The organism is Brevibacterium sp. 50QC2O2 (genome assembly GCF_024580675.1).
GTDB lineage: Bacteria > Actinomycetota > Actinomycetes > Actinomycetales > Brevibacteriaceae > Brevibacterium > Brevibacterium moorei.
In genome coordinates this window covers 120,426-143,568 of the sequence record NZ_JANIJZ010000002.1, presented here as the reverse complement: position 1 = coordinate 143,568, position 23,143 = coordinate 120,426, and the positions used below count along the sequence as shown (strand labels likewise).

25 protein-coding genes are annotated in these 23,143 nt (G+C 66.1%); 12 read left to right on the top strand and 13 right to left on the bottom strand.

The annotated features are described in order from the left end of the window. Positions 1 to 64: 64 nt before the first annotated feature. Positions 65 to 394 (bottom strand): nuclear transport factor 2 family protein, encoded by a 330-nt coding sequence (locus tag NQ038_RS02105; RefSeq protein ID WP_257048648.1) that lies wholly within the window; start codon positions 392 to 394, stop codon positions 65 to 67. 44 nt (positions 395 to 438) lie between these two features. Then, a complete protein-coding gene (locus NQ038_RS02100; protein WP_257061713.1) occupies positions 439 to 1,194 on the bottom strand; it encodes an SDR family oxidoreductase in 756 nt (251 codons plus the stop codon). 63 nt (positions 1,195 to 1,257) lie between these two features. Between NQ038_RS02100 and NQ038_RS02095 the strand changes: the two genes are divergently transcribed. Then, positions 1,258 to 1,941: a TetR/AcrR family transcriptional regulator gene (locus NQ038_RS02095; RefSeq protein ID WP_257048650.1), complete on the top strand. Its 684-nt coding sequence runs from the start codon at positions 1,258 to 1,260 to the stop codon at positions 1,939 to 1,941. A gap of 176 nt (positions 1,942 to 2,117) precedes the next feature. Here NQ038_RS02095 and NQ038_RS02090 read toward each other — a convergent pair whose 3' ends face one another. The 6 genes from NQ038_RS02090 to NQ038_RS02065 all read right to left on the bottom strand — a co-directional run bounded on the left by NQ038_RS02090 (position 2,118) and on the right by NQ038_RS02065 (position 8,447). Then, on the bottom strand, positions 2,118 to 2,528 hold the full coding sequence (locus tag NQ038_RS02090; RefSeq protein WP_257048651.1) for a hypothetical protein: 411 nt from the start codon (positions 2,526 to 2,528) through the stop codon (positions 2,118 to 2,120). Positions 2,529 to 2,617: 89 nt separating this feature from the next. After that, positions 2,618 to 3,703 (bottom strand): redox-regulated ATPase YchF, encoded by a 1,086-nt coding sequence (gene ychF, locus NQ038_RS02085; RefSeq protein ID WP_257048652.1) that lies wholly within the window; start codon positions 3,701 to 3,703, stop codon positions 2,618 to 2,620. A 46-nt stretch (positions 3,704 to 3,749) separates the two neighbouring features. Further along, a complete protein-coding gene (locus NQ038_RS02080) occupies positions 3,750 to 4,289 on the bottom strand; it encodes a hypothetical protein (RefSeq protein WP_257048654.1) in 540 nt (179 codons plus the stop codon). Between the two features lie 141 nt (positions 4,290 to 4,430). Next, on the bottom strand, positions 4,431 to 5,459 hold the full coding sequence (locus NQ038_RS02075; RefSeq protein WP_257048656.1) for an LLM class flavin-dependent oxidoreductase: 1,029 nt from the start codon (positions 5,457 to 5,459) through the stop codon (positions 4,431 to 4,433). Between the two features lie 119 nt (positions 5,460 to 5,578). Further along, positions 5,579 to 7,285, bottom strand: a complete 1,707-nt coding sequence (locus tag NQ038_RS02070; protein ID WP_257048657.1) for an APC family permease — start codon at positions 7,283 to 7,285, stop codon at positions 5,579 to 5,581. Between the two features lie 82 nt (positions 7,286 to 7,367). Further along, positions 7,368 to 8,447: a 4-hydroxy-3-methylbut-2-enyl diphosphate reductase gene (locus NQ038_RS02065; protein ID WP_257048658.1), complete on the bottom strand. Its 1,080-nt coding sequence runs from the start codon at positions 8,445 to 8,447 to the stop codon at positions 7,368 to 7,370. Positions 8,448 to 8,541: 94 nt separating this feature from the next. On the opposite strand from NQ038_RS02065, the gene xseA reads away from it, so the two are divergent. Both xseA and NQ038_RS02055 read left to right on the top strand, forming a co-directional pair. Further along, positions 8,542 to 9,849 (top strand): exodeoxyribonuclease VII large subunit, encoded by a 1,308-nt coding sequence (gene xseA, locus NQ038_RS02060; protein WP_257048659.1) that lies wholly within the window; start codon positions 8,542 to 8,544, stop codon positions 9,847 to 9,849. 31 nt (positions 9,850 to 9,880) lie between these two features. Beyond that, positions 9,881 to 10,147, top strand: coding sequence for an exodeoxyribonuclease VII small subunit (locus NQ038_RS02055; protein ID WP_257048660.1), 267 nt, complete (start codon positions 9,881 to 9,883; stop codon positions 10,145 to 10,147). Positions 10,148 to 10,173: 26 nt separating this feature from the next. On the opposite strand, the gene NQ038_RS02050 is transcribed toward NQ038_RS02055, so the two are convergent. Further along, positions 10,174 to 10,746 (bottom strand): DUF4245 domain-containing protein, encoded by a 573-nt coding sequence (locus NQ038_RS02050; protein WP_257048661.1) that lies wholly within the window; start codon positions 10,744 to 10,746, stop codon positions 10,174 to 10,176. Positions 10,747 to 10,849: 103 nt separating this feature from the next. On the opposite strand from NQ038_RS02050, the gene glpX reads away from it, so the two are divergent. From glpX to NQ038_RS02035, 3 genes are read left to right on the top strand one after another with little or no spacing between them, the layout of a single operon-like run. Continuing rightward, positions 10,850 to 11,977 carry a class II fructose-bisphosphatase gene (gene glpX / locus NQ038_RS02045; protein ID WP_257048662.1) on the top strand — a complete coding sequence of 376 codons (1,128 nt, stop codon included), beginning with the start codon at positions 10,850 to 10,852 and terminating at the stop codon, positions 11,975 to 11,977. A 10-nt stretch (positions 11,978 to 11,987) separates the two neighbouring features. Beyond that, on the top strand, positions 11,988 to 12,635 hold the full coding sequence (locus NQ038_RS02040) for a carbonic anhydrase (protein WP_257058528.1): 648 nt from the start codon (positions 11,988 to 11,990) through the stop codon (positions 12,633 to 12,635). Positions 12,636 to 12,690: 55 nt separating this feature from the next. Then, positions 12,691 to 14,097, top strand: coding sequence for a class II fumarate hydratase (locus NQ038_RS02035; RefSeq protein ID WP_257048664.1), 1,407 nt, complete (start codon positions 12,691 to 12,693; stop codon positions 14,095 to 14,097). Positions 14,098 to 14,190: 93 nt separating this feature from the next. Here NQ038_RS02035 and NQ038_RS02030 read toward each other — a convergent pair whose 3' ends face one another. Then, positions 14,191 to 14,961: an isoprenyl transferase gene (locus NQ038_RS02030; RefSeq protein ID WP_257048665.1), complete on the bottom strand. Its 771-nt coding sequence runs from the start codon at positions 14,959 to 14,961 to the stop codon at positions 14,191 to 14,193. Positions 14,962 to 15,089: 128 nt separating this feature from the next. On the opposite strand from NQ038_RS02030, the gene NQ038_RS02025 reads away from it, so the two are divergent. Next, positions 15,090 to 15,866, top strand: coding sequence for a hemolysin III family protein (locus NQ038_RS02025; RefSeq protein WP_257048666.1), 777 nt, complete (start codon positions 15,090 to 15,092; stop codon positions 15,864 to 15,866). 9 nt (positions 15,867 to 15,875) lie between these two features. Here the strand turns inward: NQ038_RS02025 and NQ038_RS02020 are convergent, their stop codons facing one another. Both NQ038_RS02020 and mca read right to left on the bottom strand, forming a co-directional pair. Beyond that, positions 15,876 to 16,214 (bottom strand): hypothetical protein, encoded by a 339-nt coding sequence (locus NQ038_RS02020; RefSeq protein WP_257058526.1) that lies wholly within the window; start codon positions 16,212 to 16,214, stop codon positions 15,876 to 15,878. Next, positions 16,211 to 17,200 carry a mycothiol conjugate amidase Mca gene (gene mca / locus NQ038_RS02015; protein WP_373456764.1) on the bottom strand — a complete coding sequence of 330 codons (990 nt, stop codon included), beginning with the start codon at positions 17,198 to 17,200 and terminating at the stop codon, positions 16,211 to 16,213. The genes NQ038_RS02020 and mca overlap by 4 nt, the downstream gene beginning before the upstream one ends. A gap of 213 nt (positions 17,201 to 17,413) precedes the next feature. Between mca and NQ038_RS02010 the strand changes: the two genes are divergently transcribed. After that, positions 17,414 to 17,761 (top strand): DUF4307 domain-containing protein, encoded by a 348-nt coding sequence (locus NQ038_RS02010; RefSeq protein WP_257048668.1) that lies wholly within the window; start codon positions 17,414 to 17,416, stop codon positions 17,759 to 17,761. A gap of 105 nt (positions 17,762 to 17,866) precedes the next feature. Then, positions 17,867 to 18,355, top strand: a complete 489-nt coding sequence (greA, locus tag NQ038_RS02005; protein ID WP_257048670.1) for a transcription elongation factor GreA — start codon at positions 17,867 to 17,869, stop codon at positions 18,353 to 18,355. 78 nt (positions 18,356 to 18,433) lie between these two features. On the opposite strand, the gene NQ038_RS02000 is transcribed toward greA, so the two are convergent. Continuing rightward, positions 18,434 to 19,621 carry an AI-2E family transporter gene (locus NQ038_RS02000; RefSeq protein WP_257048672.1) on the bottom strand — a complete coding sequence of 396 codons (1,188 nt, stop codon included), beginning with the start codon at positions 19,619 to 19,621 and terminating at the stop codon, positions 18,434 to 18,436. Positions 19,622 to 19,690: 69 nt separating this feature from the next. Between NQ038_RS02000 and NQ038_RS01995 the strand changes: the two genes are divergently transcribed. The 3 genes from NQ038_RS01995 (at position 19,691) to NQ038_RS01985 (ending at position 23,115) form a co-directional block, all read left to right on the top strand. Continuing rightward, positions 19,691 to 20,545: an SGNH/GDSL hydrolase family protein gene (locus tag NQ038_RS01995; protein WP_257048673.1), complete on the top strand. Its 855-nt coding sequence runs from the start codon at positions 19,691 to 19,693 to the stop codon at positions 20,543 to 20,545. Beyond that, on the top strand, positions 20,542 to 21,210 hold the full coding sequence (locus tag NQ038_RS01990) for a nucleoside triphosphate pyrophosphatase (protein WP_257061712.1): 669 nt from the start codon (positions 20,542 to 20,544) through the stop codon (positions 21,208 to 21,210). Before NQ038_RS01995 ends, NQ038_RS01990 begins: the two co-directional genes overlap by 4 nt. 105 nt (positions 21,211 to 21,315) lie before the next feature. After that, positions 21,316 to 23,115, top strand: a complete 1,800-nt coding sequence (locus NQ038_RS01985) for a biotin carboxylase N-terminal domain-containing protein (protein ID WP_257061711.1) — start codon at positions 21,316 to 21,318, stop codon at positions 23,113 to 23,115. The last annotated feature ends 28 nt before the right edge of the window (positions 23,116 to 23,143 follow it).

Genomic DNA, 23,143 nt, shown 5'->3' with positions numbered 1-23,143 from the left:
TGGCTCGGCACGGCAACAGCGGCAGGCGGGCGTCGACCGGATCGACGTCCGCCTGTCGCGGTCTTCAGCCTTCGCGGATGGTCATCTTGGTGAGCTTGTCGCCATCGATCTCGAAGACAAACGTCGAACGGCCGTTGGCATGGTTGGAACGCCAGTCACCGATGACGGTGACAGTGCTGCCCGTGGTTCCAACCTCTTCGACAGTCAAGGTGCCGCGGGAGCCGATGAACTCTCTATCGCTCCATGCCTTGATCTGCTCCCGGCCGGTGAACGTGCGCCCCCAATCGTCAACAGCCCCGGCGGAGGTGAAGGCGTCGAGGAATGCCTCGTCGTCGTGGGCGTTCACGCGCTCCAGGAATGACGCGACCGGCTCAGGAATCTGTTGCGTGGTCATGATGGAATTCTCCATGGTCTCGTTGTCGGTGCGGAAATGTCGGCTCAGCGGGTGGTGTATCCGCCGTTGGCCAGGATGGTCTGGCCGGTGATCCACCAGCCCTCGGTGGCGAGAAAGCGCACGATCGGGGCGATGTCCTCGATCTTGGTGAGCTGGTTGCCCATCCCCTGGGACTTATGGAACTCGACTCGCTCCGGGGTCTCCTGTCCGTAGAAGAACGGCGTGTCCATCGGGCCCGGCGTGATGGCCGTGACAGAGATCCAGCGGCCCGCGAACTCCTTGGCCGCGGCGCGGGTGAAGTGCTCGACGGGAGACTTGCCGCCGGCGTAGGTCGAGTAACCGTCGGTGAACGCTGCCAGCAGCGAGGTGACGATCGTGATGATCTTTCCACCGTCGGCCAGGTGCTTGCCCGCCTCCTGGATGAAGAAGTAGGCGGCCTTGGAGTTGATGTCGAACATCGAGTCGTACTCGTCCTCGGTGGTCTCGACGATCGGCTTTCGCAGCACCTTGCCCGCGGTGTTCACCGCCACGTCGATCGTGCCGATCGCCGCCTCCGCGTCCGCAAACAGGCGGGCGACGTTAGCCGGCACCGTCAGGTCAGCCTGGATGATCGCACCCTTGACGCCCGATGCCTCGACAGCCGCTAGCGTCTGCTCGGCATCGACCCGACTGGCTTCGGAGTTGAAGTGAATCGCGACATTTGCGCCGACCTGCGCAGCCTGGCGGGCGACGAGGCCGCCGAGGTTCTTCGCCCCGCCTGCGATCAGAACGTTCTTGCCGGAGAGTGTATGGTCCGTCATGTCAGCCCTTCGTATCATTGATATGTAACAGTATGCCACTGCTACATCAGGTACTGTATCAGCATGACAGGTGCAGTCGGAAGCGATACACGAGGACGGCTGATCGCCGCTGCGGCAGACCTGATCGCCGCCGCCCCAGGGGAGGACTTCTCCCTGCGGGCCGTGTGCGACGCCGTCGGCGTGAAAATGCCGACGCTGTATCACTTCTTCGGATCGAAGCAGGGCCTCATCGATGCTGTCGTCGAGCACGGCTTCGACCTGTACCTCGGACAGAAGGCGTCGATGGAGTCCTCCGGCGACCCCATCCAGGACATCCGAGCCGGCTGGGACGCACACGTCTCCTTCGGCCTGGCCAACCCGGGCTTCTACACGCTCATGTACGGGAAGGTGCGCCCCGGCCACTCCCCCGCTGCGCAGTCTCGGCCCAGCGAGATCCTGCGCGGCCTCGCGGCCCGCGCTGCCGCCCAGGGCCGCCTTGTCGTGCCCCCGGATCAGGCCGCTGCGCATGTGCTCGTCACCAACATCGGTGTCACGCTGCGCCAGATCATCCTTGCCCAGCCCGACCCGACGCTCTCAACCGCCGTCCGTGAGGGCACGATCGCGGCGATCACCGGCACGGACGCGCGAGCCGCGACTCCCCTGGCGACCACCATCGAGATTGCTGCCTCCCAGCCCGAGGTGCTCGGGCAGACTCAGACGCAGCTGCTCATCGAGTGGCTCACACGCCTCACCGATCAGAAGCCCTGACGCCATCCCCAGGCGATTCCCGGACAATGAGTCGACGGGGTCGAGCGAAGAGCTCGCTCCAGGATCGGCAGAGACCGCAGTCAGGGTTCCGCGAAGCGCTCCGGCTAGTCGAGCTGCACCGCTTACCGCGGCCCAGAGATCGAGCACGCCGAGCTCGGCAACGACCGTGCAGCGGTTCAGCGCTCGCGAGGGGCGAGAGCCGCGATAGCCTCATCATGAGGAAGCAGCAGATGCGCGACACGAGACCGCTCACCCTCGTCCTCTTCGTCTTCCCAGAGGTCGGTGAGCAGTTCCCGCACAAGCTCTGCGAACGTCGCGAAGACCGCATCCGGCTCATCGCTCTCGGGCCCCCAGATGAGATAACGACCTTGCCCCGCGAACGCGTGCTGCGTGCCGCACGACCACAACGGAACCAGGTCCTCAGCCGTTCCGCGCTGGATCTCCTCTGCAGGCTCGCGAAATACGGCATCGGCACGATAGAACAGTGCCGGACTGACAGACTCGCCGCCCTCAGTCGCAATGCGCGCAACTGCTTCCGGGAGACCGAGCTTGCGGATCCGTGCGGCGAGGTCAGCACTCGATGTCATACCGCCATCTTCCTCGCTCGACGGCGCACGCATCCATCGCGGAAAGGGCTCGTCGATCGCGGTACTGCGTCACCGTCGAACCACGGAGCTCACACGTTGAAGCGGAACTCCACCACATCCCCATCGACCATGACGTAGTCCTTGCCCTCCATGCGGACCTTGCCGTGGGCCTTCGCCTCGGCCATCGACCCCAGTTCGTCCAGGTCCTCAAACGACACGATCTCGGCCTTGATGAAGCCGCGTTCGAAGTCCGTGTGGATGACGCCGGCGGCCTGCGGGGCGGTGTCGCCCTGGTGGATCGTCCAGGCGCGCGATTCCTTGGGACCGGCGGTCAGGTAGGTCTGCAGACCCAGGGTGGCAAATCCCACCCGGGCCAGCTGGTCCAGGCCGGGCTCGTCCTGCTCGGACAGCTCCAGCATCTCCAGGGCCTCGTCATCGTCGAGCTCCGCCAGTTCGGACTCGAACTTGGCGTCGAGGAAGATCGCCTCGACCGGCGCCACCAGGGCGCGCAGTTCGTCCTTCTTCGCAGGATCGCCCAAGATGTCATCGTCGACGTTGAAGACGTAGAGGAACGGCTTGGCCGTCATCAGCTGCAGTTCGCGGATCGGTTCGGCGTCGAACTTGCCCTGCTGCATCTGCGAGTACAGCGTATGACCGTCCTCCAGGATCGCCTGGGCCTTCTTCATCGCATCCAGGACCTCGGGTTCGGCCTGCTTGCGCTTGACTTCCTTTTCGATCCTGGGGAGCGCCTTCTCCAGGGTCTGCAGATCGGCGATGATCAACTCGGTGTTGATCGTATCCAGGTCGGAGGCAGGACTGACGGCGCCGTCGACGTGGACCACGTCCGGATCGGAGAACCCGCGGACCACTTGGCAGATCGCGTCGGCCTCGCGGATATTGGCCAGGAACTGATTGCCCAGGCCCTCACCCTCCGAGGCACCGCGCACTATGCCGGCGATGTCGACGAAGCTGACGGTGGCCGGCAGGATCTTCTCGGAACCGAAGATCTCGGCCAGGCGGTTCAGGCGCTTGTCCGGGAGTTCGACGACGCCCACGTTCGGCTCGATCGTCGCGAAGGGGTAGTTCGCCGCGAGTACCTGGTTCTTGGTCAGTGCATTAAACATGGTCGACTTGCCGACATTGGGCAGTCCCACGATTCCGATTGTCAAAGCCACGGTCACCAAGTCTACCGGGCCGCAGGCCACACGGCGCCGGGGCCCACTATCGCTTGGGACACGTCACCGCGGGCTCCACGCCCACCGGACATGCACCTCGCTCAATCCCCTGCCTGACGGCGTATCGCCCGTCCTGCGAATTCCAGATCCGGTCATACTGCCGCAGGTCTCCGATTGCATAGTCATACGTGTCGGCATCAAACCCCTGCAGTGGCACACCCGCCGGATAATACTGCCCGAACGGGGCACCGTCCTGGTCGAACTGGAACACTCCCCCGCCCAGGTCCTTGGGCGAACCGTATCGGTCGATCCGGTAGGAGCTGCCGCTGTCGAATACGACCTTGGGCAGTTTCACTTCGAAGCAGGCGTCCGCACTATCGTCCAGATAGACATCGCACCAGTGGCCGTTGATCGCCGCGGCCCCTTCGGACTTCGTCGGGACGGCCGTCTCCCGCCCACCGGTCCTCGGCGCCGAGGACGCAGTCGGGGTGGGGACGGCATCATTGGATTTCGGTGTGGAGGAACAGGCCGAGGTGGTCATCACCACGAGGGCGACCAACGCTGGGAGGACACGGTGGGCCGACATGGCGGCCTTTCGTTTTTCACCTCACCCTAGCAAGCTCGAACCCACCACGATCCGGCCCGCAACAGCCCTGGACACAACGGAGCCGTCGAGGCGCACTCGGGCGAGTGTGCCTCGACGGCTCGGTGCCACATCCGCGACCGGCTAGGAGTTCGCGGGCTCCCAGCCCAGCTCGGGGGCGATGTACTTGGCGAAGGACTCCAGCAGGCGGGCGTTGAAGTCCACGCCCAATTGGCTGGGAATGGTCAGCATGAGCGTATCGGAGTTCATCACGGCCTTGTCCTGGCGCAATTGCTCGACCAGCTGATCGGGTTCGCCCACATAGGACTTGCCGAAGGTGGTCTGCAGCCCGTCGATGATGCCGATCTGATCCTCGGAATCACCGCCCATGGCCGAATACATGAGCCGGTCCTCCTCGGTGACGATGGGGAAGACCGAACGGCTCACGGAGATGCGCGGAGTCCAGTCGTGTCCGGCCTGTGCCCAGGCCTCCTTGTAGACCTCGATCTGGTCGTTCTGCAGATCGCCCAGCGACTGACCGGTGGCCTCTTCCACCAGGGTCGAGCTCATCAGGTTCACTCCCTGCTGCGCGGCCCATTTGGCGGTCTGGAAGCTGCCGGCGCCCCACCAGATGCGGCGGTCCAGGCCCGGCGACTGCGGTTCGACCCGCAACAGCCCGGTGCGTCCGAACTGTGCGGGATCGGCCGGGCCGACCCCGCGGCCGCGGATCGCGTCCATGAACAGTCCGAAGTGGGCTCGGGCGATATCAGTCCCCCGCACGTCCTCGGACCCGGTGTAGCCGAAGGCCTCATAACCGCGCAGGGCGGGTTCTGGTGACCCCCGGCTGACGCCGAGTGCCACTCGGTTATCGGCGATCAGGTCCAGCTGCGCTGCTTCCTCCGCCATGTACAGCGGGTTCTCGTAGCGCATGTCGATCACACCGGTGCCGACCTCGATGCGCTTCGTCGTGGCGGCGATCGCCGCCAGCAGCGGCATGGGCGATGCCGACTGCTTCTGCCAGTGGTGGACGCGGAAATACGCGCCATTGACACCCAGGTCGTCTGCCGCCTGGGCTATGCCGATGGCCTCGTGCAGGGACTGGCGGGCATCGGGGTTGCCCAACCCGCCTCCGGTCCCGTAATGGCCGAAGCTCAAGAATCCGAATTTCTTCATGTCCAGATCAACTTACTTCAACCTTTAACTATTCCGCAAGGGAAGAGATCTCGGACACCATAGAGCGCTCCGCCCGGCGGGCCTTTCCGCAACCCGGCCGAACGGAGCGCTCCTGTCGCTCACTCCTCCACGGAGGAATTCGCCTCGTGTTCGAACTCGGCCACCCGCTGTGCGACATCGTCATGGGGCAGCACCGACTTCTGCGCCCAGAAGAAGATGACGAGGCTGTAGACCAGCAGCACGGGAATCGCCCACCAGAACACCGCCGGGGTCGCATCCGAACCCTCCGGAGTATTGCGCGCGGGGTCCATCAGGAAGCTGATCAGGGCCAGGCCCGCCAGCCACACGATGGCCCAGACGCCGTTGCGCCAGTGCAGTTTGGCGATATGGTCAGCGTTCTTGCCGAAGAGGTACATGCAGGCCAGCACGATCAGGCCCAGGATGATCGCGATGAACAGCTTCTCGTTGGTCTCCCAGCCCGTCCAGTAGACGATGAGGTTGGCGAACCAGAAGGCGACCATGGCGATGAACTGCCCACCGGGAAGTTTGAATGGCCGCGGGTGCTCGGGCAGCCGTTTGCGCAGTGCGGACAGGACCAGGGGGCCGGCGGCGAAGGAGATCACCGAACCGGAGGTGATGAACCCGACCATCTCCTGCCAGGAGGGGAAGGGCATGAGCAGCACACAGCCCACGATGAAGGTGAAGATCAGGCTGCCGGCGGGAACACCGTGCTTGGAGATCTTCCCCAGGAACTTAGGCGCGTTCCCGTTGCGGGAGATCGCATAGGACACCCGTGCAGCCACGCCGACGAAGATGAGGCCGGTGTCGGCCGGCGAGACGATCGCATCGATGTAGAGCAGGGCCGTGAGCACACCCAGGCCGGCCAGCGTCGACAGAGCGGCCAGCGGGCCGAAGTCATCGTCGAAGCTCAGGCCGGTCCACGATCCCGCGCGGTCCAGGATCTCCGCGGGCACACCCACGGTGAAGGCCAACTGCAGCAGCGCGTAGATGATCGCGCACACACCCACCGACAGCAGAATCGCCAGGGGAATGTTCCGTTTCGGGTTCTTCGTCTCGCCGGCCAATTCGATCGGCTGCCGGAAGCCCGTATAGGAGAACACGATTCCCGCGGTCGCCACGGAGGTCAGGACAGCGGCGAAGCCGTGCGGGGCGAAGCCGTGGGAGGTGAAATTCGAGGGCCCGCCCATCTTCATCGTGAAGAAGCCACAGATCAGGAAGACCGCGACCACCAGGACGATCATGAACAGCTTCCACCAGACCATGACGTCGTTGATCCGGGCGAAGAGCCGGATTCCGAAGTAGTTCAGTCCGGTGAACACCGCCATCAGCACGATGCCCACGACGATCCCCATGGGAGTGAGCACATGCGAGGTGGTGCCGCTGCTGCCGACGACCGCGGTGGTGAAGGGCGCGAATTTGGTCCCGTACGTCAAGACGGCCATGACCTCGATCGCCGGCGTGGCCGCTGCGGCGACCCACATGACGAAACCAAGGGCATACGATCCCAGGGACCCCCAGACCAGGTGCGGATAGCGCACCACACCGCCGGAGACGGGGAACATCGGGCCGATTTCGGCGAAGCAGAAGGCGATCGCCAGGATCATCACCCCGCCTATCAGCCAGGAGAACACGGCCGCGGGACCCGCGATCATTGCGGCGTTATAGGCGCCGAACAGCCAGCCGGAGCCGATGATGGATCCGATGCCCATGAAACTCAGGGAAATCAAACCAAGGCGTCTCTTCATCGACGGTTGGCCTTCGAAACCGGTCGTGGGGCCGGGGCTTGCAGTGGTGCTATCAGTCACGGGGGACCTCCTTCTCACTTGAGCGTGAGCCAGATTACCCCGATATATAAAGTGGTTCAAATCACTACATGTGATGGAGTCATCAGCGCAGGTCGTGACGCCGATCCGCCCCGCCCGGCTTGTTCGAAGACGCGATGCCCGCGGCCTTGAGATCCCGGCGCAGTTCCTTGGGCAGGGCGAACATGAGGTCCTCGGTGGTGGTCTCGACCTCCTCGACTTCGTCGAATCCGTACTCGGCCAACAGTCCCAGCACATCACGCACCAGGGCCTCGGGGACGCTGGCCCCGCTCGTCACCCCCACGGTGGCGACATCGTTGAACCACCCCTCATCGATCTCGCCCGCGTTGTCCACGCGTTTGGCAACCCGCGCACCGGAGAGCCGTGCGACCTCGGCCAGGCGCACGGAATTCGAGGAGTTCGCGCTGCCGACCACGATGAGCAGATCCGCCCGCTGCGCGATCGACTTGACTGCGGCCTGGCGGTTGGTCGTGGCATAGCAGATGTCATCGCTGGGCGGATCGACCAGCTCGGGGAACCGACCTCTGAGCACGGCGACGGTCTCCAGCGTCTCGTCCACGCTCAGGGTCGTCTGTGAGATCCACACCAGGGGCACCCCTGCCGGCAGTTCGACACTGCGGGCCTCAGCCGGATTCTGTACCAGGGTGATCAGCCCTGGGGCCTCTCCCATCGTGCCCTCGACCTCCTCGTGCCCGGCGTGGCCGATCATCACCATGTGATAGCCCTGCCTGGCGAACCGCACCGCCTCCCGATGCACCTTCGTGACCAGGGGGCACGTCGCATCGATCGCGTCCAGCTCCTGTTCCCTGGCCTGATCCAACACCGCAGGCGACACCCCATGGGCGGAGAAGACGAGCCTGGCCCCGGTGGGCACTTCGTCCAATTCGTCGACGAACACCGCACCGCGGGCCGCCAGGGTCTCGACCACGTGCCGGTTGTGCACGATCTCCTTGCGCACATAGACGGGTGCGCCGTAGTGTTCCAGCGCGCGTTCGACGGTGATCACGGCGCGGTCGACACCCGCGCAGTAGCCGCGCGGGGCGGCCAACAGGACGCGCTTGCGAATGCCCTGCGGGCTGCGGATCGCCGAGGCGGGGGCCCGGTGTCGCGGCACCGCCGGGGTGGGCAGGAGTACAGTGCTCATCCGGCCATTGTAAAAGGCGTGACAGTGCCTCGGGTTAGTGTTGTCTGGGACAAGCACGGGCCGCGCACCCAGCGGCCGGGATGGAGGAATAACCATGGTCGAACGGATATCGGGCACACCCGGGACCGTCGGTGCACCGCAGACTCCCGCCCTGGCGCCCACCGCAGCCCAGACTTCGCCGGACAATCCCTGGCCCCTGGCCCTGCTGAGCTCCAATATGAAGCGCTACATCGACAAGATGTCAGCGGTGTGGATCGAGGGACAGGTCATCGAGTTCAATCGGCGCGGCAAGGTCTCGTATCTGACCCTGCGCGATTTGAACGATGAGATGTCTCTGCCCGTCCAGGTCTTCAACAACGTCCTCGACAGGATGCCGACGCAGCCGCAGGAAGGCGCCCATGTCATCGTCAACGTCAAGGCGGACTTCTGGCTGCGTGCCGGACGCCTGTCGATGCGGGCCAATGACATCCGCGCCGTGGGATTGGGCGACCTGCTCGCACGCCTGGAACGCCTACGGGGACAACTGCGCAACGAGGGCCTGTTCGCGCCCGAGCACAAGCGCCGCCTGCCCTTCCTCCCCTCCCGCATCGGACTGATCACCGGACGGGATTCCGACGCCCAGAAAGACGTCGTGCGCAATGCCACGCTGCGCTGGCCGGCCGTGGAATTCGAGATCCGCAACGTGGCGGTACAGGGCAATGGCGCGGTGCCCCAGGTGATTGCGGCCATGCAGGAACTCGACGCCGACGAGGCGGTGGACGTCATCGTCATCGCCCGTGGCGGTGGCAGTTTGGAGGACCTGCTGCCCTTCTCCAATGAGGCGATGATCCGTGCGGTGTACCAGGCCACCACGCCGGTGGTATCGGCTATCGGGCACGAGGCGGACAACCCGATCCTCGACGAGGTCGCCGATCTGCGCGCCTCGACGCCCACGGACGCCGCCAAGCGGATCGTGCCGGACTACAACGAGGAACAGCTGGGCATCCTGCAGATGCGGGCGAACCTCGACGGTGCACTGGCCAGGCTGCTCGACCGCGAGGCACAGGGACTCGCATCGGTGCTGAGCCGTCCAGTGTTCGCCCAGCCCTCCAGGTTGATCGACGACCGTGCCGCTGACATGCTCACCTGGCGCGACCGGTCCACGCGCGCCATGTCGGGCCTGGTGGACGGCGCCCGGCTGACGATCGACGGCCTGCGCACCCAGGTCCGATCCCTCTCCCCACTCAACACCCTGGCACGCGGCTATGCCGTGGTCCTGGACCCCAGCGGTGGCGCGGTGCGCGACGCGGCGCACGTCTCCCCGGGTGACGCCCTGTCGATCACCGTGGCCAGGGGCAAGATCTCCGCGGACGTCACGGCGACCAGCCTGCCGGACCCCACCGAACCACCCACCGCCCACTGACATCGTCGAACCAACGCGAAAGGCACTCATCATGAGCGAACCCTCACAGCAGACCACCCCGCAGCCCGTACCGCCCGTGGAAGACGTGGCTTCGTTGAGCTACGAACAGGCGCGCGAACAGCTGGTCAACACCGCTCAGCGATTGGAGGCGGGCAATCTGACCCTGGAGGAATCACTGTCCCTGTGGGAGCGGGGGGAGGCATTGGCCGACCGCTGCCAGGCATGGCTTGACGGCGCCAGGGACCGGCTGGAGAGCGCCCAGGCCGCTCGCCGCTCATCCATGGATTCGCCCGAATAACACCGGGACCGCAGCCGGCCCGGCGGCTACTTCTTCGTCTGTTCCACGGCCTGCTGGGCGAAATCGGTGAAGCTCGTCCAATCGGCGGTACCGAGGAACACCAGGGTGGACTTGGCGACGGTACCCGTGAGGATCTGCTTCTGATCCGGGGTCTCGTACCGGGTGAAGGTCACACCGCCGATCCTGTCCTCGCCGATGGGTGCCATGTTCTCCGCCTGTGACTTCACCCAGCGCTCATCGCCCTTCGCCTGCCTGATCGACACCCACTGGTCATCGGGGCCCAGCATCGAGACGTACCAGGTATCCAGGGTGGGCGAACCCATCTGGCTGACCCCGGCATCATTGGCATGCCAGCCACTCGGAAGTTCGGGGACGAACAGCTTGAAGGGCAGTCCGCTGGACTGCTGCGCCGCCTGCCCGACGTCGACGGTGCGCTCACTGGCGGTGTCCGGTTTGGGCGCCATCATGACCGCGAACAGCACAACGATCATGCACGCTGCCAAGGCGATGACCATGTTCACCCAGTTGTAGGTCCGGCGGATCTCCCGCATTTCGGCCCTGGAACCGGGCTTGGGCTTCTTCTGCTGCTGTGTCGACACCCCTCTATTGTGCCAAGTTCCGCTGGGAACCTACAGCCGACGGCCGGTCATATGTGCCACTCCGGCGGGAAATGAATCATATGGAGGTGGCACAATTGGAATCATGAGCGAATCTCACGCACAGCACACCCCCACGGAGAAGGCCCACCACAACGGAGGTCGTGCAACGGAGGAACCCGTTGCCGTGACCGACGAATGGACCCAGCGCCTGCAGGTGTCCGAAGGCCAACCCGACCGCAACCTGGCACTCGAACTCGTCCGAGTGACCGAAGCCGCCGCCATCGCCGCTTCCCCCTGGGTGGGCCGTGGCAACAAGCTGGCCGCCGATGGCGCCGCCGTCGCCGCGATGCGCAACGTCATCTCCACCGTCCACATGAATGGCACTGTGGTCATCGGAGAGGGCGAAAAGGACGAGGCCCCCATGTTGTTCAACGGCGAGACCGTGGGCGACGGACAGGGTGCCAACTGCGACGTCGCAGTCGACCCGATCGACGGAACCACCCTGACCGCCAAGGGCATGCCCAACGCGGTGTCCGTTATGGCGGTCTCCGACGGCGGATCGATGTACGATCCGTCCGCCGTGTTCTACATGGACAAGCTGGTCGCAGGGCCCCAGGCGCGCGACTACGTCGACCTGCGCCTGCCGGTGGCCGAGAACATCCGGCGTGTCGCCAAGGCCAAGGGATCACCCGACGACATGTCCTCGGTCACCGTCGTGGTGCTGGACCGCCCGCGTCACGACACTCTGATCGAAAAGATCCGCGCCGCCGGGGCCCGGATCAAGCTCATCTCCGACGGCGATGTCGCCGGCGCCATCGCCGCCTGCCGCCCCAATACCGGTATCGACCTGCTGATGGGCACCGGCGGCACCCCCGAGGGCATCATCACCGCCTGTGCCGTCAAAGCCCTCGGCGGTGTGATCCAGGGACGTCTGCACCCCCAGTCCAAGGAGGAGCGCCAGGCCGCCATCGACGCCGGACTCGACGTCGACGCGGTCCTGACCACAGACGACCTGGTGACCGGCGACAACACCTACTTCGTCGCCACCGGCATCACAGACGGCGACCTGCTCGACGGCCTGCGCTACGAAGACGGCCGGGTGCTCACGCACTCGCTGGTGATGCGCTCGAAGTCGGGGACCGTGCGCAGCGTCTACGCCGAACACCGCCTGGACAAGACCCATTCCTACGTCGAAGCGGCCAGGGAAGCGGCACGCCGCGGCCTGGTCTGAGGAAACAGCCGTGTCGACCATCCCCCCTCTCAAGTCCGACCACAATACGCCGCGCAAGGTCCTGGAGCGCCTGCTCCAGGGCAATGAGCGCTTCGTCAACAACACCCCGGAGCACCCCAATCAGGACGCCGCCCGCAAGCATGCCCTGACCGGGGGGCAGCACCCCTTCGCGACCCTGTTCGGCTGTGCCGATTCACGGGTCGCGGCGGAGATGATCTTCGACGTGGGCCTGGGCGATATGTTCGTTGTGCGAACCGCCGGCCAGGTCACAGACGCGGTCACCCTGGGCAGCCTGGAATACGGCGCGGTCAGCGTGGGGACCCCGCTGTTGATCGTGCTCGGTCATGACTCCTGTGGAGCCGTGACCGCGGCGATCGAATCTTACGATTCGGGTACCACGCCCGAGGGCTTCGTCGCAGACATCGTCGCCCGGCTCCTGCCCACCGTCGTCGAATCCCGCAAGGCCGGCCACCAGGACGTCAACTCGACCGTGGCGTTGAACACGATCAACACCGCCCGGATGCTCTACAGCCGGTCCCCCGTCCTGGCCCGCCAGGTCGACGCCGGCAAGCTCATCATCCTGGGCATGACGTACAGTCTCGACGACGGCCACGTGCACATCGTCGAACGCATCGGCGCCACGGCCCCCACGGACTGAACCCAGACCACCCTCGATCAGTAGTTTCCACCGACCACATCAAAAGGAGTAACACGTGAGCGAAGAGTACCGCATCGAACACGACACCATGGGTGAAGTGAAGGTCCCGATCAATGCCCTGTACCGTGCGCAGACCCAGCGCGCGGTGGAGAACTTCCCGATCTCCGGCAAGACCCTGGAGCGCCAGCACATCGCGGCGCTGGGCCAGGTCAAGAAGGCCGCCGCCCGTGCCAACGAAGAACTGGGCGTGCTCGACGCACAGCGGTCCAAGGCGATCCAGGACGCCGCCGACGTCGTCATCGCAGGTGATGTCGACGGTGACTTCCCCATCGACGTGTTCCAGACCGGTTCCGGCACCAGCTCGAATATGAACACCAACGAGGTCATCGCGACCCTGGCCAGCCGGGCCCTGGAATCCGCCGGCGTCGAGGTCCACCCGAACGACCACGTCAACGCCTCCCAGTCCTCCAACGACGTCTTCCCCACCTCCGTGCACGTGGCAGTCACCGGCGCCTTGGTGGGCGACCTGGTCCCCGCCTTCGAACACCTGGCGACCTCGCTGGAGGCCAAGGCCGTGGAGTTCAAGGACATCGTCAAGTCCGGCCGCACGCACCTGATGGACGCCACCCCCGTCACCCTGGGCCAGGAATTCTCCGGTTATGCAGCGCAGGTCCGCTACGGCATCGAGCGCGTCCATGCCAGCCTGCCGCGCGTCGCCGAGGTCCCCCTGGGCGGCACCGCCACCGGCACCGGCATCAACACGCCCGCCGGTTTCTCGGCCCGCGTCATCGAGCTGCTGGGCGAACAGACCGGCCTGCCGATCACCGAGGCCCGCAACCACTTCGAAGCACAGGCCAACCGCGACGGTCTGGTCGAGGCCTCCGGCCAGCTGCGCAACATCGCCTACAGCCTGATGAAGATCTGCAACGACATCCGCTGGATGGGATCGGGCCCCAACACGGGCCTGGGCGAGCTGCACATTCCCGATCTGCAGCCCGGTTCCTCGATCATGCCCGGCAAGGTCAACCCGGTCATCTGCGAGGCCACGATCCAGGTCGCTGCACAGGTCATCGGCAACGACACCACTGTGGCATTGTCGAGCACGAACGGCGCCTTCGAACTCAACGTGGGCATCCCCGTGATGGCAGCGAACCTGCTCGAGTCGATCCGCCTGCTGGCCAACGCCGCGAGCGTGATGGCGGACAAGATGGTCGACGGGCTGATCGCCAACGAGGAGCGCGCCCGCTTCCTGGCAGAGGCCTCGCCGTCGATCGTGACGCCATTGAACAAGGTCATCGGCTACGAGGCCGCGGCCAAGATCGCCAAGCACGCCGTGGCCAACAAGCTCACGGTCAAGGAGGCGACGATCGATCTGGGCTATGTCGCCAATGGGACCGTCACCGAGGCGCAGCTGGATCAGGCGCTGGACGTGATGACGATGGTCGGCGACTACAACCGCTGATCGCCAGCCGGCTCATCCGCTGACGCGACACGGCCGCCGAGGTTCTTAGAACCTCGGCGGCCGTGTCGCGTCAGTATGCTCCCGGCAGCCGGGCTACTTCCCGTAGCGCCTGCCCCGGGAGGAGAAGTCGCGCACCGCGCGCAGGAAATCGGTCCGGCGGAAATCCGGCCAGTAGACCTCGCAGAAATAGAACTCGGAATACGCGCTCTGCCACATCATGAATCCCGACAGGCGCTGTTCCCCCGACGTCCTGATGATGAGGTCGGGATCCGGCTGGCCCTTGGTGTAGAGGTGTTCGGAAATCCTCTCGGGGGTCAGATCGTCGATCATCTGCTGCATGCTCAGGCCCGCCGCCTGCGATGAGCGCATCCAGGACTTCACCGCGTCGACGATCTCCTCACGCCCTCCGTAGCCCACTGCCACGTTCACGGTCAGCCGGGCCCTGCCGGTCGCAGGAGTGCGCTGCTGGGCGGCGGCCAGTTCGCGACGCAGGTCGTCGGGCAGCAGTCGCAGGTCACCGACCAGTTTGACGGCATAGGACTCCGTGTCGGCGATCTGATCGACCAGATTGGAGATGATCCGCTTGAGCGGACCCAGTTCCGACTCGTCCCTGGTCAGGTTCTCCTTGCTGAGCACATAGAGTGTGACGACGGAGATCCCCAGTTCCGAACACCATCCGAGGAACTCGATGATCTTATTGGCGCCCGCCTGATGTCCGTGCGCCGTCGTCGTGCCGAATTCCCGGGCCCAGCGGCGATTGCCGTCGGTGATCACCCCGACATGGTGAGGGATGGCATCGGTGCGGGCCAGCTGCCGAAGCACCTTGCGTTCGTACATCCGATACAGCCACGCGGGCCGGTACATATGAGTCCTCTCCATGCCGACCACACGGCCGACGATCCTGCACAAGCCTACCGAATGTCCCGCGGTACCCGTGACGGTACCGTGCTTTCGGATCGGGTATTCCCAGACTCCGCTCCTACGCTTGGTTCATGACAGGAATCCCCCAGGCACCGGCTCCCACCCCCGATCGGCACACGGGGCACGACCGACTCGCCGAACCAGTCCCCGCCGCCGGACGCCGCCATCGCGCCCTCATGCACGAGGTGCGCAAGCTCATGGGTCAGGCCAAGCCCAGTTGGCGCGGATGGATCCATGCAGGGGCCTTTCCCGTGTCGGTGCTCGGCGGCCTGGCCCTGGTCATCCTCTCGCCCACGATCGCCTCCCGGCTGGCCGCCGCGGTGTTCGCGCTGACCGGCATGATGCTCTTCGGCACCTCGGCGGCCTACCACCGAGGGAAGTGGCGGATGCGCATCCGGCTGCTGCTGCGCCGGATGGACCATGCGAACATCTTCCTCATCATCGCCGGGACCTACACCCCGTTGGCCGTCCTGCTGTTGCCCCTGAAGAGCTGCATCATCCTGCTGTCCATCATGTGGGCGGGCGCGATCGCCGGGGTGGTCTTCCGACTCGTCTGGACGGCGGCCCCGCGCTGGCTGTTCGTGCCGGTCTACGTGGGCATCGGAGTCGCGGGCGTCGGCTATGTGCCCGCCATGTGGGCCGCACACACCGCGGTGGGCATCCTCATCGTCACAGGCGGCGCCCTCTACATCGCAGGCGCCGTGGTCTACGGGGTCAAGCACCCCGACCCCGTGCCCACGGTCTTCGGCTTCCACGAGGTCTTCCACACGTGCACGGTGCTGGGCTATGGCTGCCATCTGGCAGCGGTGCTGGTCGCGGCCGTGGCCGCCGACCTCCAGCTGCTCTAGCCGGCCGTTCTAGCCCCGGTTCCCGTCCTCCGGGTCCTCGGCCCCGGCTGCACCCTCGGTCTCGTCGCCGACCGTCCGTTCGTCGGCCGGCGGCAGATCGCTGCGGTTGGGCACGGCGTGCGGGCTGCGCAACGGGATCGAGTACTCGGTCTCCGCATCGTCGCGTGCCCGCACCCGGCGGACCCGGCGCATCGCATCGCGCATCAGGAAGATCGCGGCGATGACGATCAGGATCGTCACGACGAACCCGATGGTCCCCGGGGTGACTTTCGCCGCATCGGGATAGGACACGCCGCCCGTCGTGGGAGTCGGAGTGGCGGCGGCCAGCGCCAGATACAGATCGCTCACTGCAGACCCTCCGGTTCACGCCAGCCATTGGCGTCGACGATCGCATCGAGCCGGTCCTCGGGGACCCGGTGTCCCGCATCGTCGGTGACGCCGGCGAACAGATCCGATTCCACATAGTCCCGGTGTTCCAAGGGACCGCGGCCCGTCATGTCCACGACGAGTTCGAAGTCCTCGGTGGGCAGCACGCGCTTGGCGGCCCGTCTGGTCGCGGAGAAGAACCCGCCCTGCGGGTCGATCTGGGTCCGGTGCGCCAGCAGTGCCTGTTCGGCGGTGTCGACGAAGGGCCCGCAGGTGATGACCGTGGACAGCCAGGAATCCCGCTCCAGCCGGCCGGCCCAGTGTTCGAGGATCTCGGCGAAGGGCGATTCCAGACCGCGAGCGCGCACGGTCTCGTCCAGCAGGCGCCACTTCTTCGGTGACAGGTCCTGGTTGTAGTACACCTTCTGGACCTGCCAGGCCGCGCCGAGCTCCGGATGGTAGTCCGGCTGTGCCGCCGCCTCGACCGCCGCCATCGTCACAATGTGTGCCTTGATGTGATCGGGGTGCGGGTAGCCGCCCTGTTCGTCGTAGGTCGTCACAACCTGCGGCCGGAACTGCCGGATCAGGCCGACCAGGGGTCGGGCGGCCACATCGGTGGGCACTTTGTAGAAGCAACCATGCGGGGTCTGGGTTTCGAAGTCGCCTTCGGGCAGCCCCGAGTCGACGAAACCGATCCAGCGCTGCTCGGCGCCCAGGATCGCGGCCGCATTGGCCATTTCCTCGCGCCGCAGTCCGGCGATGTCCCGGATGGCCGCCGGTGACTGCGCTACAGCTGGGTTGAGGATGTCGCCGGCCTCGCCGCCGGTGAAGGTGGCGATGAGCACCTGAGCGCCCAAGGAGGAGTACAGGGCGGTGGTACCGGCTCCCTTGGAGGATTCATCATCGGGATGGGCGTGCGCCGCCAGCAGGCGCAGTCCCTCATACGGCCGTTCGTCCAATCGGTTCACACTCACATCCAGGTCCGTGCAGGGGCGTAAAAGTTCCTCCCCTAGACTAGTACGCGAGTGCCGCGCGGGATACAGTAGCGTACCCTTTGCAGCTCTAGACATCGGTCCCAGCATTCGGAGAATACGACGAATTCCTCACTCGAGGCCAGGTACGGCCGCACCACGCACGCACAGGCGGCACCCACCGCGGCCACCGCCACCCGACGCCGCCGCATGGTCGTCATCACGGCCGTGCTGCTGGTGCTGTTGACCGCCGCGGTCGCCTGGCTCTCCTTCCGTCCCAAGGGCAGCCCCCAGACGGCGACGAACGTCGGGTACTCGGTCCCCGACGACTCCCGCACCGAGGTGACCATCGCCCTGGTCCCCGATGCGCATAGGACCACCAGATGCGGAGTACAGGCCAAGAGCGTCCAGGAAGCGGTGGTCGGTTACCGGGAGGTTGACATCGCGCCCGACCCACAGGCGGACAAAGCGAATCCCGTGCATGTCACCGCCCATCTGCGCACGACGCAGAAGGCCGTGCAGGGCATGTTGGATCGCTGCTGGTACGTGGTAGAATAAAAGTTCAATGTTTATCCCGGGTGACCCTGTTCACCCGGGATAAACCATTGCTAGGGGCCTGCACATTCGATCGGGCCCGACACTGTCCATCTACAAGGAGCGATCATGACCGAGCAGTCCGCTGAGACCACATGGCTGAGCCAGGCGGCATACGACCGTCTGTCCAAGGAGCTCGAAGAGTTGTCCGGCCCCGGTCGCCAGGCTGTCGCGGAACGCATTGAGGCCGCCCGCGACGAAGGCGACCTGAAGGAGAACGGCGGTTATCACGCAGCGCGTGACGAGCAGGGCCAGCTGGAGGCCCGCATCCGCCAGCTGGAGGTGCTGCTGCGCAACGCCGAAGTCGGCGAGGCCGATTCGGACACCAGCATCGTCACCCCGGGCAAGGTCGTCGTCGTGACCCTGGGCAAGAAGGACCGCCGGTTCGTTCTGGGCTCGCGTGAGCTGGCTGGCGGGGGCGAGGACGTCGAGGTCTTCTCCGAGAAGTCTCCGCTGGGCGCAGCCGTCAACGGTGCCAAGGTCGGTTCTACGGTGTCTTATGAGGCACCCAATGGACGCACGATCGAGGTCACCATCAAGTCGGCCGAGGCCTTCTGAGCACAGAACGCCGAAGAGACGGGGCGGGCCGGGACACAAGTCCCGGCCCGCCCCGTCTCTTCTGTGCAGTCTGCCCGCCTAACCGTGCGCCGCCCGCTTGGCTTCCTTCTTCCGCCGCTTCTCCTCCTTGGCGGCAGCGGCTTTCGCCTGGTTCTCCGCGATCGGATCACGACCGGCCAGCGACTGCACCACCGTGTTCCCGCACGCCACCAGGGGCACCGCGAACAGGGCACCCAGAATTCCGAACATGAAGCCGCCGGCCGAGACCGCCAGGACGACGGCCAGCGGGTGCACGGAAACGGCCTTGCCCATCACGAAGGGCTGCAGGACATGGCCCTCGATCTGCTGCACCGCCAGGACGACGATGAGCATGATGACGGCCGAGACGATCCCCTTGGACACCAGGGCGACGACGACGGCGACGAAGCCGGTGACCACGGCACCGACGATCGGGATGAACGATCCCAGGAACACCAGCACCATGAGTGGGATGACCAATGGGATCTGCAGGCAGATCGCACCGATCCCGATACCCACGGAATCCACCGCCGCGACCAGGATCTGCACCCGCACGTACTGCACCAACGACCACCAGCCGGTCACTCCGGCCTTGTCCACGCGGTCCCTGGCCCGTGCGGGCAGCAGGCCGACCAGCCAGGGGAAGATCTTGTGTCCGTCATAGACGAAGAAGAACGTGGTGAACAGGGTCAATACCAGGCCCGTCATGAAGGTGCCGACGCTGCTGGCAGCGCCCAGGGCCCCACTGGCGATCTCCCCGCTCTGTGATTCGAGTACGCTCGTGACCTTCTCCAGGCCCATGTTGACGTATTCGGACAGGCGACCCGAATCCAAGCCCCAGGGATTCGAGCCCAGCCAGGTGGAAATCGCCTCGACGCCCTCTTTGACCTGATCCCACAGGCTGGAGAACCCCGCATAGATCTGCTGGCCCACCAGGGTCAACAGGCCCAGCACCACGACGATCATGCCGACGAACACAGTAGCGGCGGCCAGGCCGCGCGGCCACCCGTGGCGCCCCAGGAAGGCCGCCATGGGCGTGAGCAGGGCCGACAACAGCAGGGCGATGAGCACCGGCATGACGATGATGTCGACCTTGGACAGCAGATATAGGGCGACGAAGGCCGCCGCCACGATGACCAGGCCCCGCCACGACCAGGCAGCGGCCAGGCGGACTCCGGAGGATACATAGGGACCCTCGCCCTTTGGCGAGGTCGACTCCGAGGAGAACTCAGTGTGCTGTTCACTCATGGACCCAGCATACGGAGATCGGCCTATCCGCGCACGCTAGACTTGAGATCCCGGTAAGGAGGAGCCCGAATGAAACGCAGCGCGCGCACGGCACTGGCGGTGGCCGCGGCCGGACCCATCGTCCTGGGTGCCGTCAGCGGACTGTTCTACCGGCAGTCCCAGCGACTGCGCCGGGCCCTGGCCGTCGATTCCGAACGCCTGGTGCCCGTCCTGCATGAACTCCACAGCGCGCACGGCCCCGCGCGCCCGATCACCGACGACGACGGCGACACACCTGCCCTCGCACTCCTCGGCGACACCTGGCTGGCCGGAAACGAAGCGGTCCGCCCCGGCCGACTCATCGCCAGTGGCCTGAGCCGGATGTTCGAATCACCTGTGCGCCTGTCCGATCAGGCCTCCCCCTCCGCCCGGGCCGAGGACGTGGCCGCACAGGTCGCGGATCTGCTGCGCCATCACGGTATGCGACGCTCCAAGACGGGTCCGTCGGCTCCCCGCTACGCCGTCGTGTCCATGGGTATGAACGATGTCATCCACCCGGTAACGGGATCACTGAGTCTGCCGGTGCTCACCAGCGCGATCTCCCGGTTGCAGCGCGAGGGCGGCTACCGCATCATCGTCCTGACCTGCCCGGATCTGGGCGGACTACCGCAGGTCAAACGGCCCCTGCAGGGCGTGCTGCGCCGGTCCTCCCGCGTGCTCTCGGGTTCCCAATGGGTCACCACCGCGGCCGCCGGGGGCCTACCGGTGTCCATCCACCAAAGCCTCGCCGGCACCACCAGGGTCGGCCTGCTCAGCCATTCCGGCTTGGCCCCCAGCACCCTGGGCTTCCAGCAGATCGCGGCGACCGTGCTCAGCCGGATCGCCCACGACCGGGGTCTGGTCGTCGTCTCGACCCCGCCACAGTCCTGTGAAGGAGAAGAATGAACCGCGTCGTCCTCGCATCCTCGTCCCCGACCAGGCAGGCCATTCTGCGCGCCGCCGGCATCACCCCTCTCATCCTCGTCCCGGATGTGGACGAGGACGCGGTGACTGCGGCCGAGTCCCCCGGCTCGGTCGCCGAACAAGTCCAGATCCTGGCCGATGCGAAGTCGGCGGCGGTCCTCGAGCGGCTCATTGCGGACCCCCGCCCCGTTTCCACCGCCCCCGGTGACGTCCTGGCCGTCATCGCAGCGGACTCCCTGCTCGAACTCGACGGGCGGCCGATCGGCAAGCCACACACCGCCCAACGTGCCAGAGAGGTGTGGCATGCCATGGCCGGCCGGACCACCCACCTGCACACCGGCCATGTGCTCACCCGGCTCGAATCCGGGCCCACGGGTCTGCAGCGGATCGGCACACAGCGGGCGACCAGCACGACCACCGTGCACATCGGCCGGATCACCGATGCCGAGCTGGAGGCCTATATCGCCACCGGCGAGCCCCTGGAAGTCGCAGGGGCGCTGACGATCGACGGCTATGGCGGTGCCTTCGTCGACTCCCTCGAGGGTGATCACCTGGGTGTCCTCGGCTTGAGCCTGCCCACCCTGCGACGCATGTCGGCGGCTCTCGACCTGGCCTGGACCAGCCTCTGGGACACGCCCGGGAGCTGAGTTCGGCGGGAAAGTTTTACGACCGACCTTTTGTCGGATGGCGACAAGGCCTTGGACCGAGGAACTACATTGTGGTCGTTCCCACTCATCGGTTCAGGAGTTTTGATGGTCGACTTACAGGACTACTCGACGCACGTCATCCGACGCCCCTTCACCAGGGTGCTCATCGCCAACCGCGGCGAGATCGCACTGCGCGTGATTCGCGCCTGCCACGATCTGGGCCTCAAGGCGATCGCCCTCTACACCTCCGCCGACGCCGCCGCCGATTACGTCGAGCTGGCCGATGATGCCTGGTTGCTGCCCGGCACCACAGCCGCCGAAACCTACCTCGACGTCCCCACCCTGGTCGATCTGGCCCAGCGCGCGGGCGCAGAGGCCGTCCATCCCGGCTACGGCTATCTCTCCGAAAGCCCCGACTTCGCCCAGGCCGTCATCGACGCCGACCTCGTGTGGGTCGGTCCGCCGCCGGCTGCCATCGCCCGCCTCGGCGACAAGTCCGGCGCCAGGGCCGTGGCCCAGCGGGTGGGAGCGCCCATCACACGGGGCTCCGACGGTCCCGTCGCATCGGCCGCCGAAGCGCTCTCCATCGCCGAGCGGATCGGTTATCCGGTCGCGGTCAAAGCCGTCTACGGCGGAGGTGGCAGAGGTTTCCGCACGGCGGCCTCGGCCGCCGAACTGCCCGAGGCGCTGGCCAGCGCAGCCCGCGAGGCCAAATCCGCCTTCGGGCGCTCCGAATGCCTCATCGAACAGCAAATCATCAAGCCCCGCCACGTCGAAACCCAGTGCATGGCCGATGGGACCGGCCGGGTGCTCGTCGCCTCGACCCGTGACTGCACCCTGCAGCGACGCAACCAGAAAGTGCTCGAGGAGGCCCCGGCCCCGCACCTGAGTTCCGAACAGCTGGACACGATCACGCGGGCCTCTCAGAGGATCCTCGCGGAGGTCGGATATGCGGGCGCCGCCACCTGCGAATTCCTCTTGGGCTCCGACGGCCGCCTGACCTTCATGGAGGCCAACGCCCGGATCCAGGTCGAGCACACCGTAACCGAGGAAGTCACCGGCGTCGACCTCGTGACCTGGCAGCTGCGAATCGCCGCCGGCCAGACCCTGCCGGAGACCTTCCCAACGCCCCGCGGACACGCGATCCAATTCCGCATCAACGCCGAGAACCCCGCCCAGAACTTCTTCCCGGCCACCGGCACCATCTCCCGCCTGCGCGAGCCTGCCGGGCCCGGGGTACGGATGGATTCCGGGGTGCGCCAGGGCACCGTCGTCGGCACCGACTTCGATCCCATGCTCGCCAAGCTCATCGTCACCGGGCCCGACCGGGCGACCGCCCTGGCCAGGGCCCGCCGGGCCCTGGCCGAGTACGCACTCGACGGGGTGGCCACACTCCTGCCCCTGCACCGGGCTCTGCTCGAGGCGCCGGCCTTCACCACCGACTTCACGGTTGACACGAAATGGCTGGAGACCGACTTCATGCCCGGCTTCACCGCCGACGAGGTCGCACCGGGCACCGCGGCGCCGGCCGACGAGACTACCGACGTGGTCGTCGAGGTCGACGGGCACCGGCTGACCGTCAAGGTCCCCAGTGCTCTGCTGACATCTGTGTCCGGCACTACGGTTCCCGCCCGCCCCACCGGACTGGGTGGCTCCCGGCTGCGCCGACGCGGCTCGAACCGGACCGACGATGCGAGCGCCCTCACCGCTCCGATGCAGGGCACGATCGTCTCCGTCAACGTCACCGACGGCGATACCGTGTCCGCGGGAGACACCCTGGCGGTGATCGAGGCCATGAAGATGGAACAGCCGCTGAAGGCCACGCACGACGCCGTTGTGGCCAGCGTCGGAGTCTCCTCCGGAGACACCGTGAAAGCAGGCACCCCCATCGTCACCTTCGCCTGAGCGGAACACACAAAGCTGCCGGGGCCGG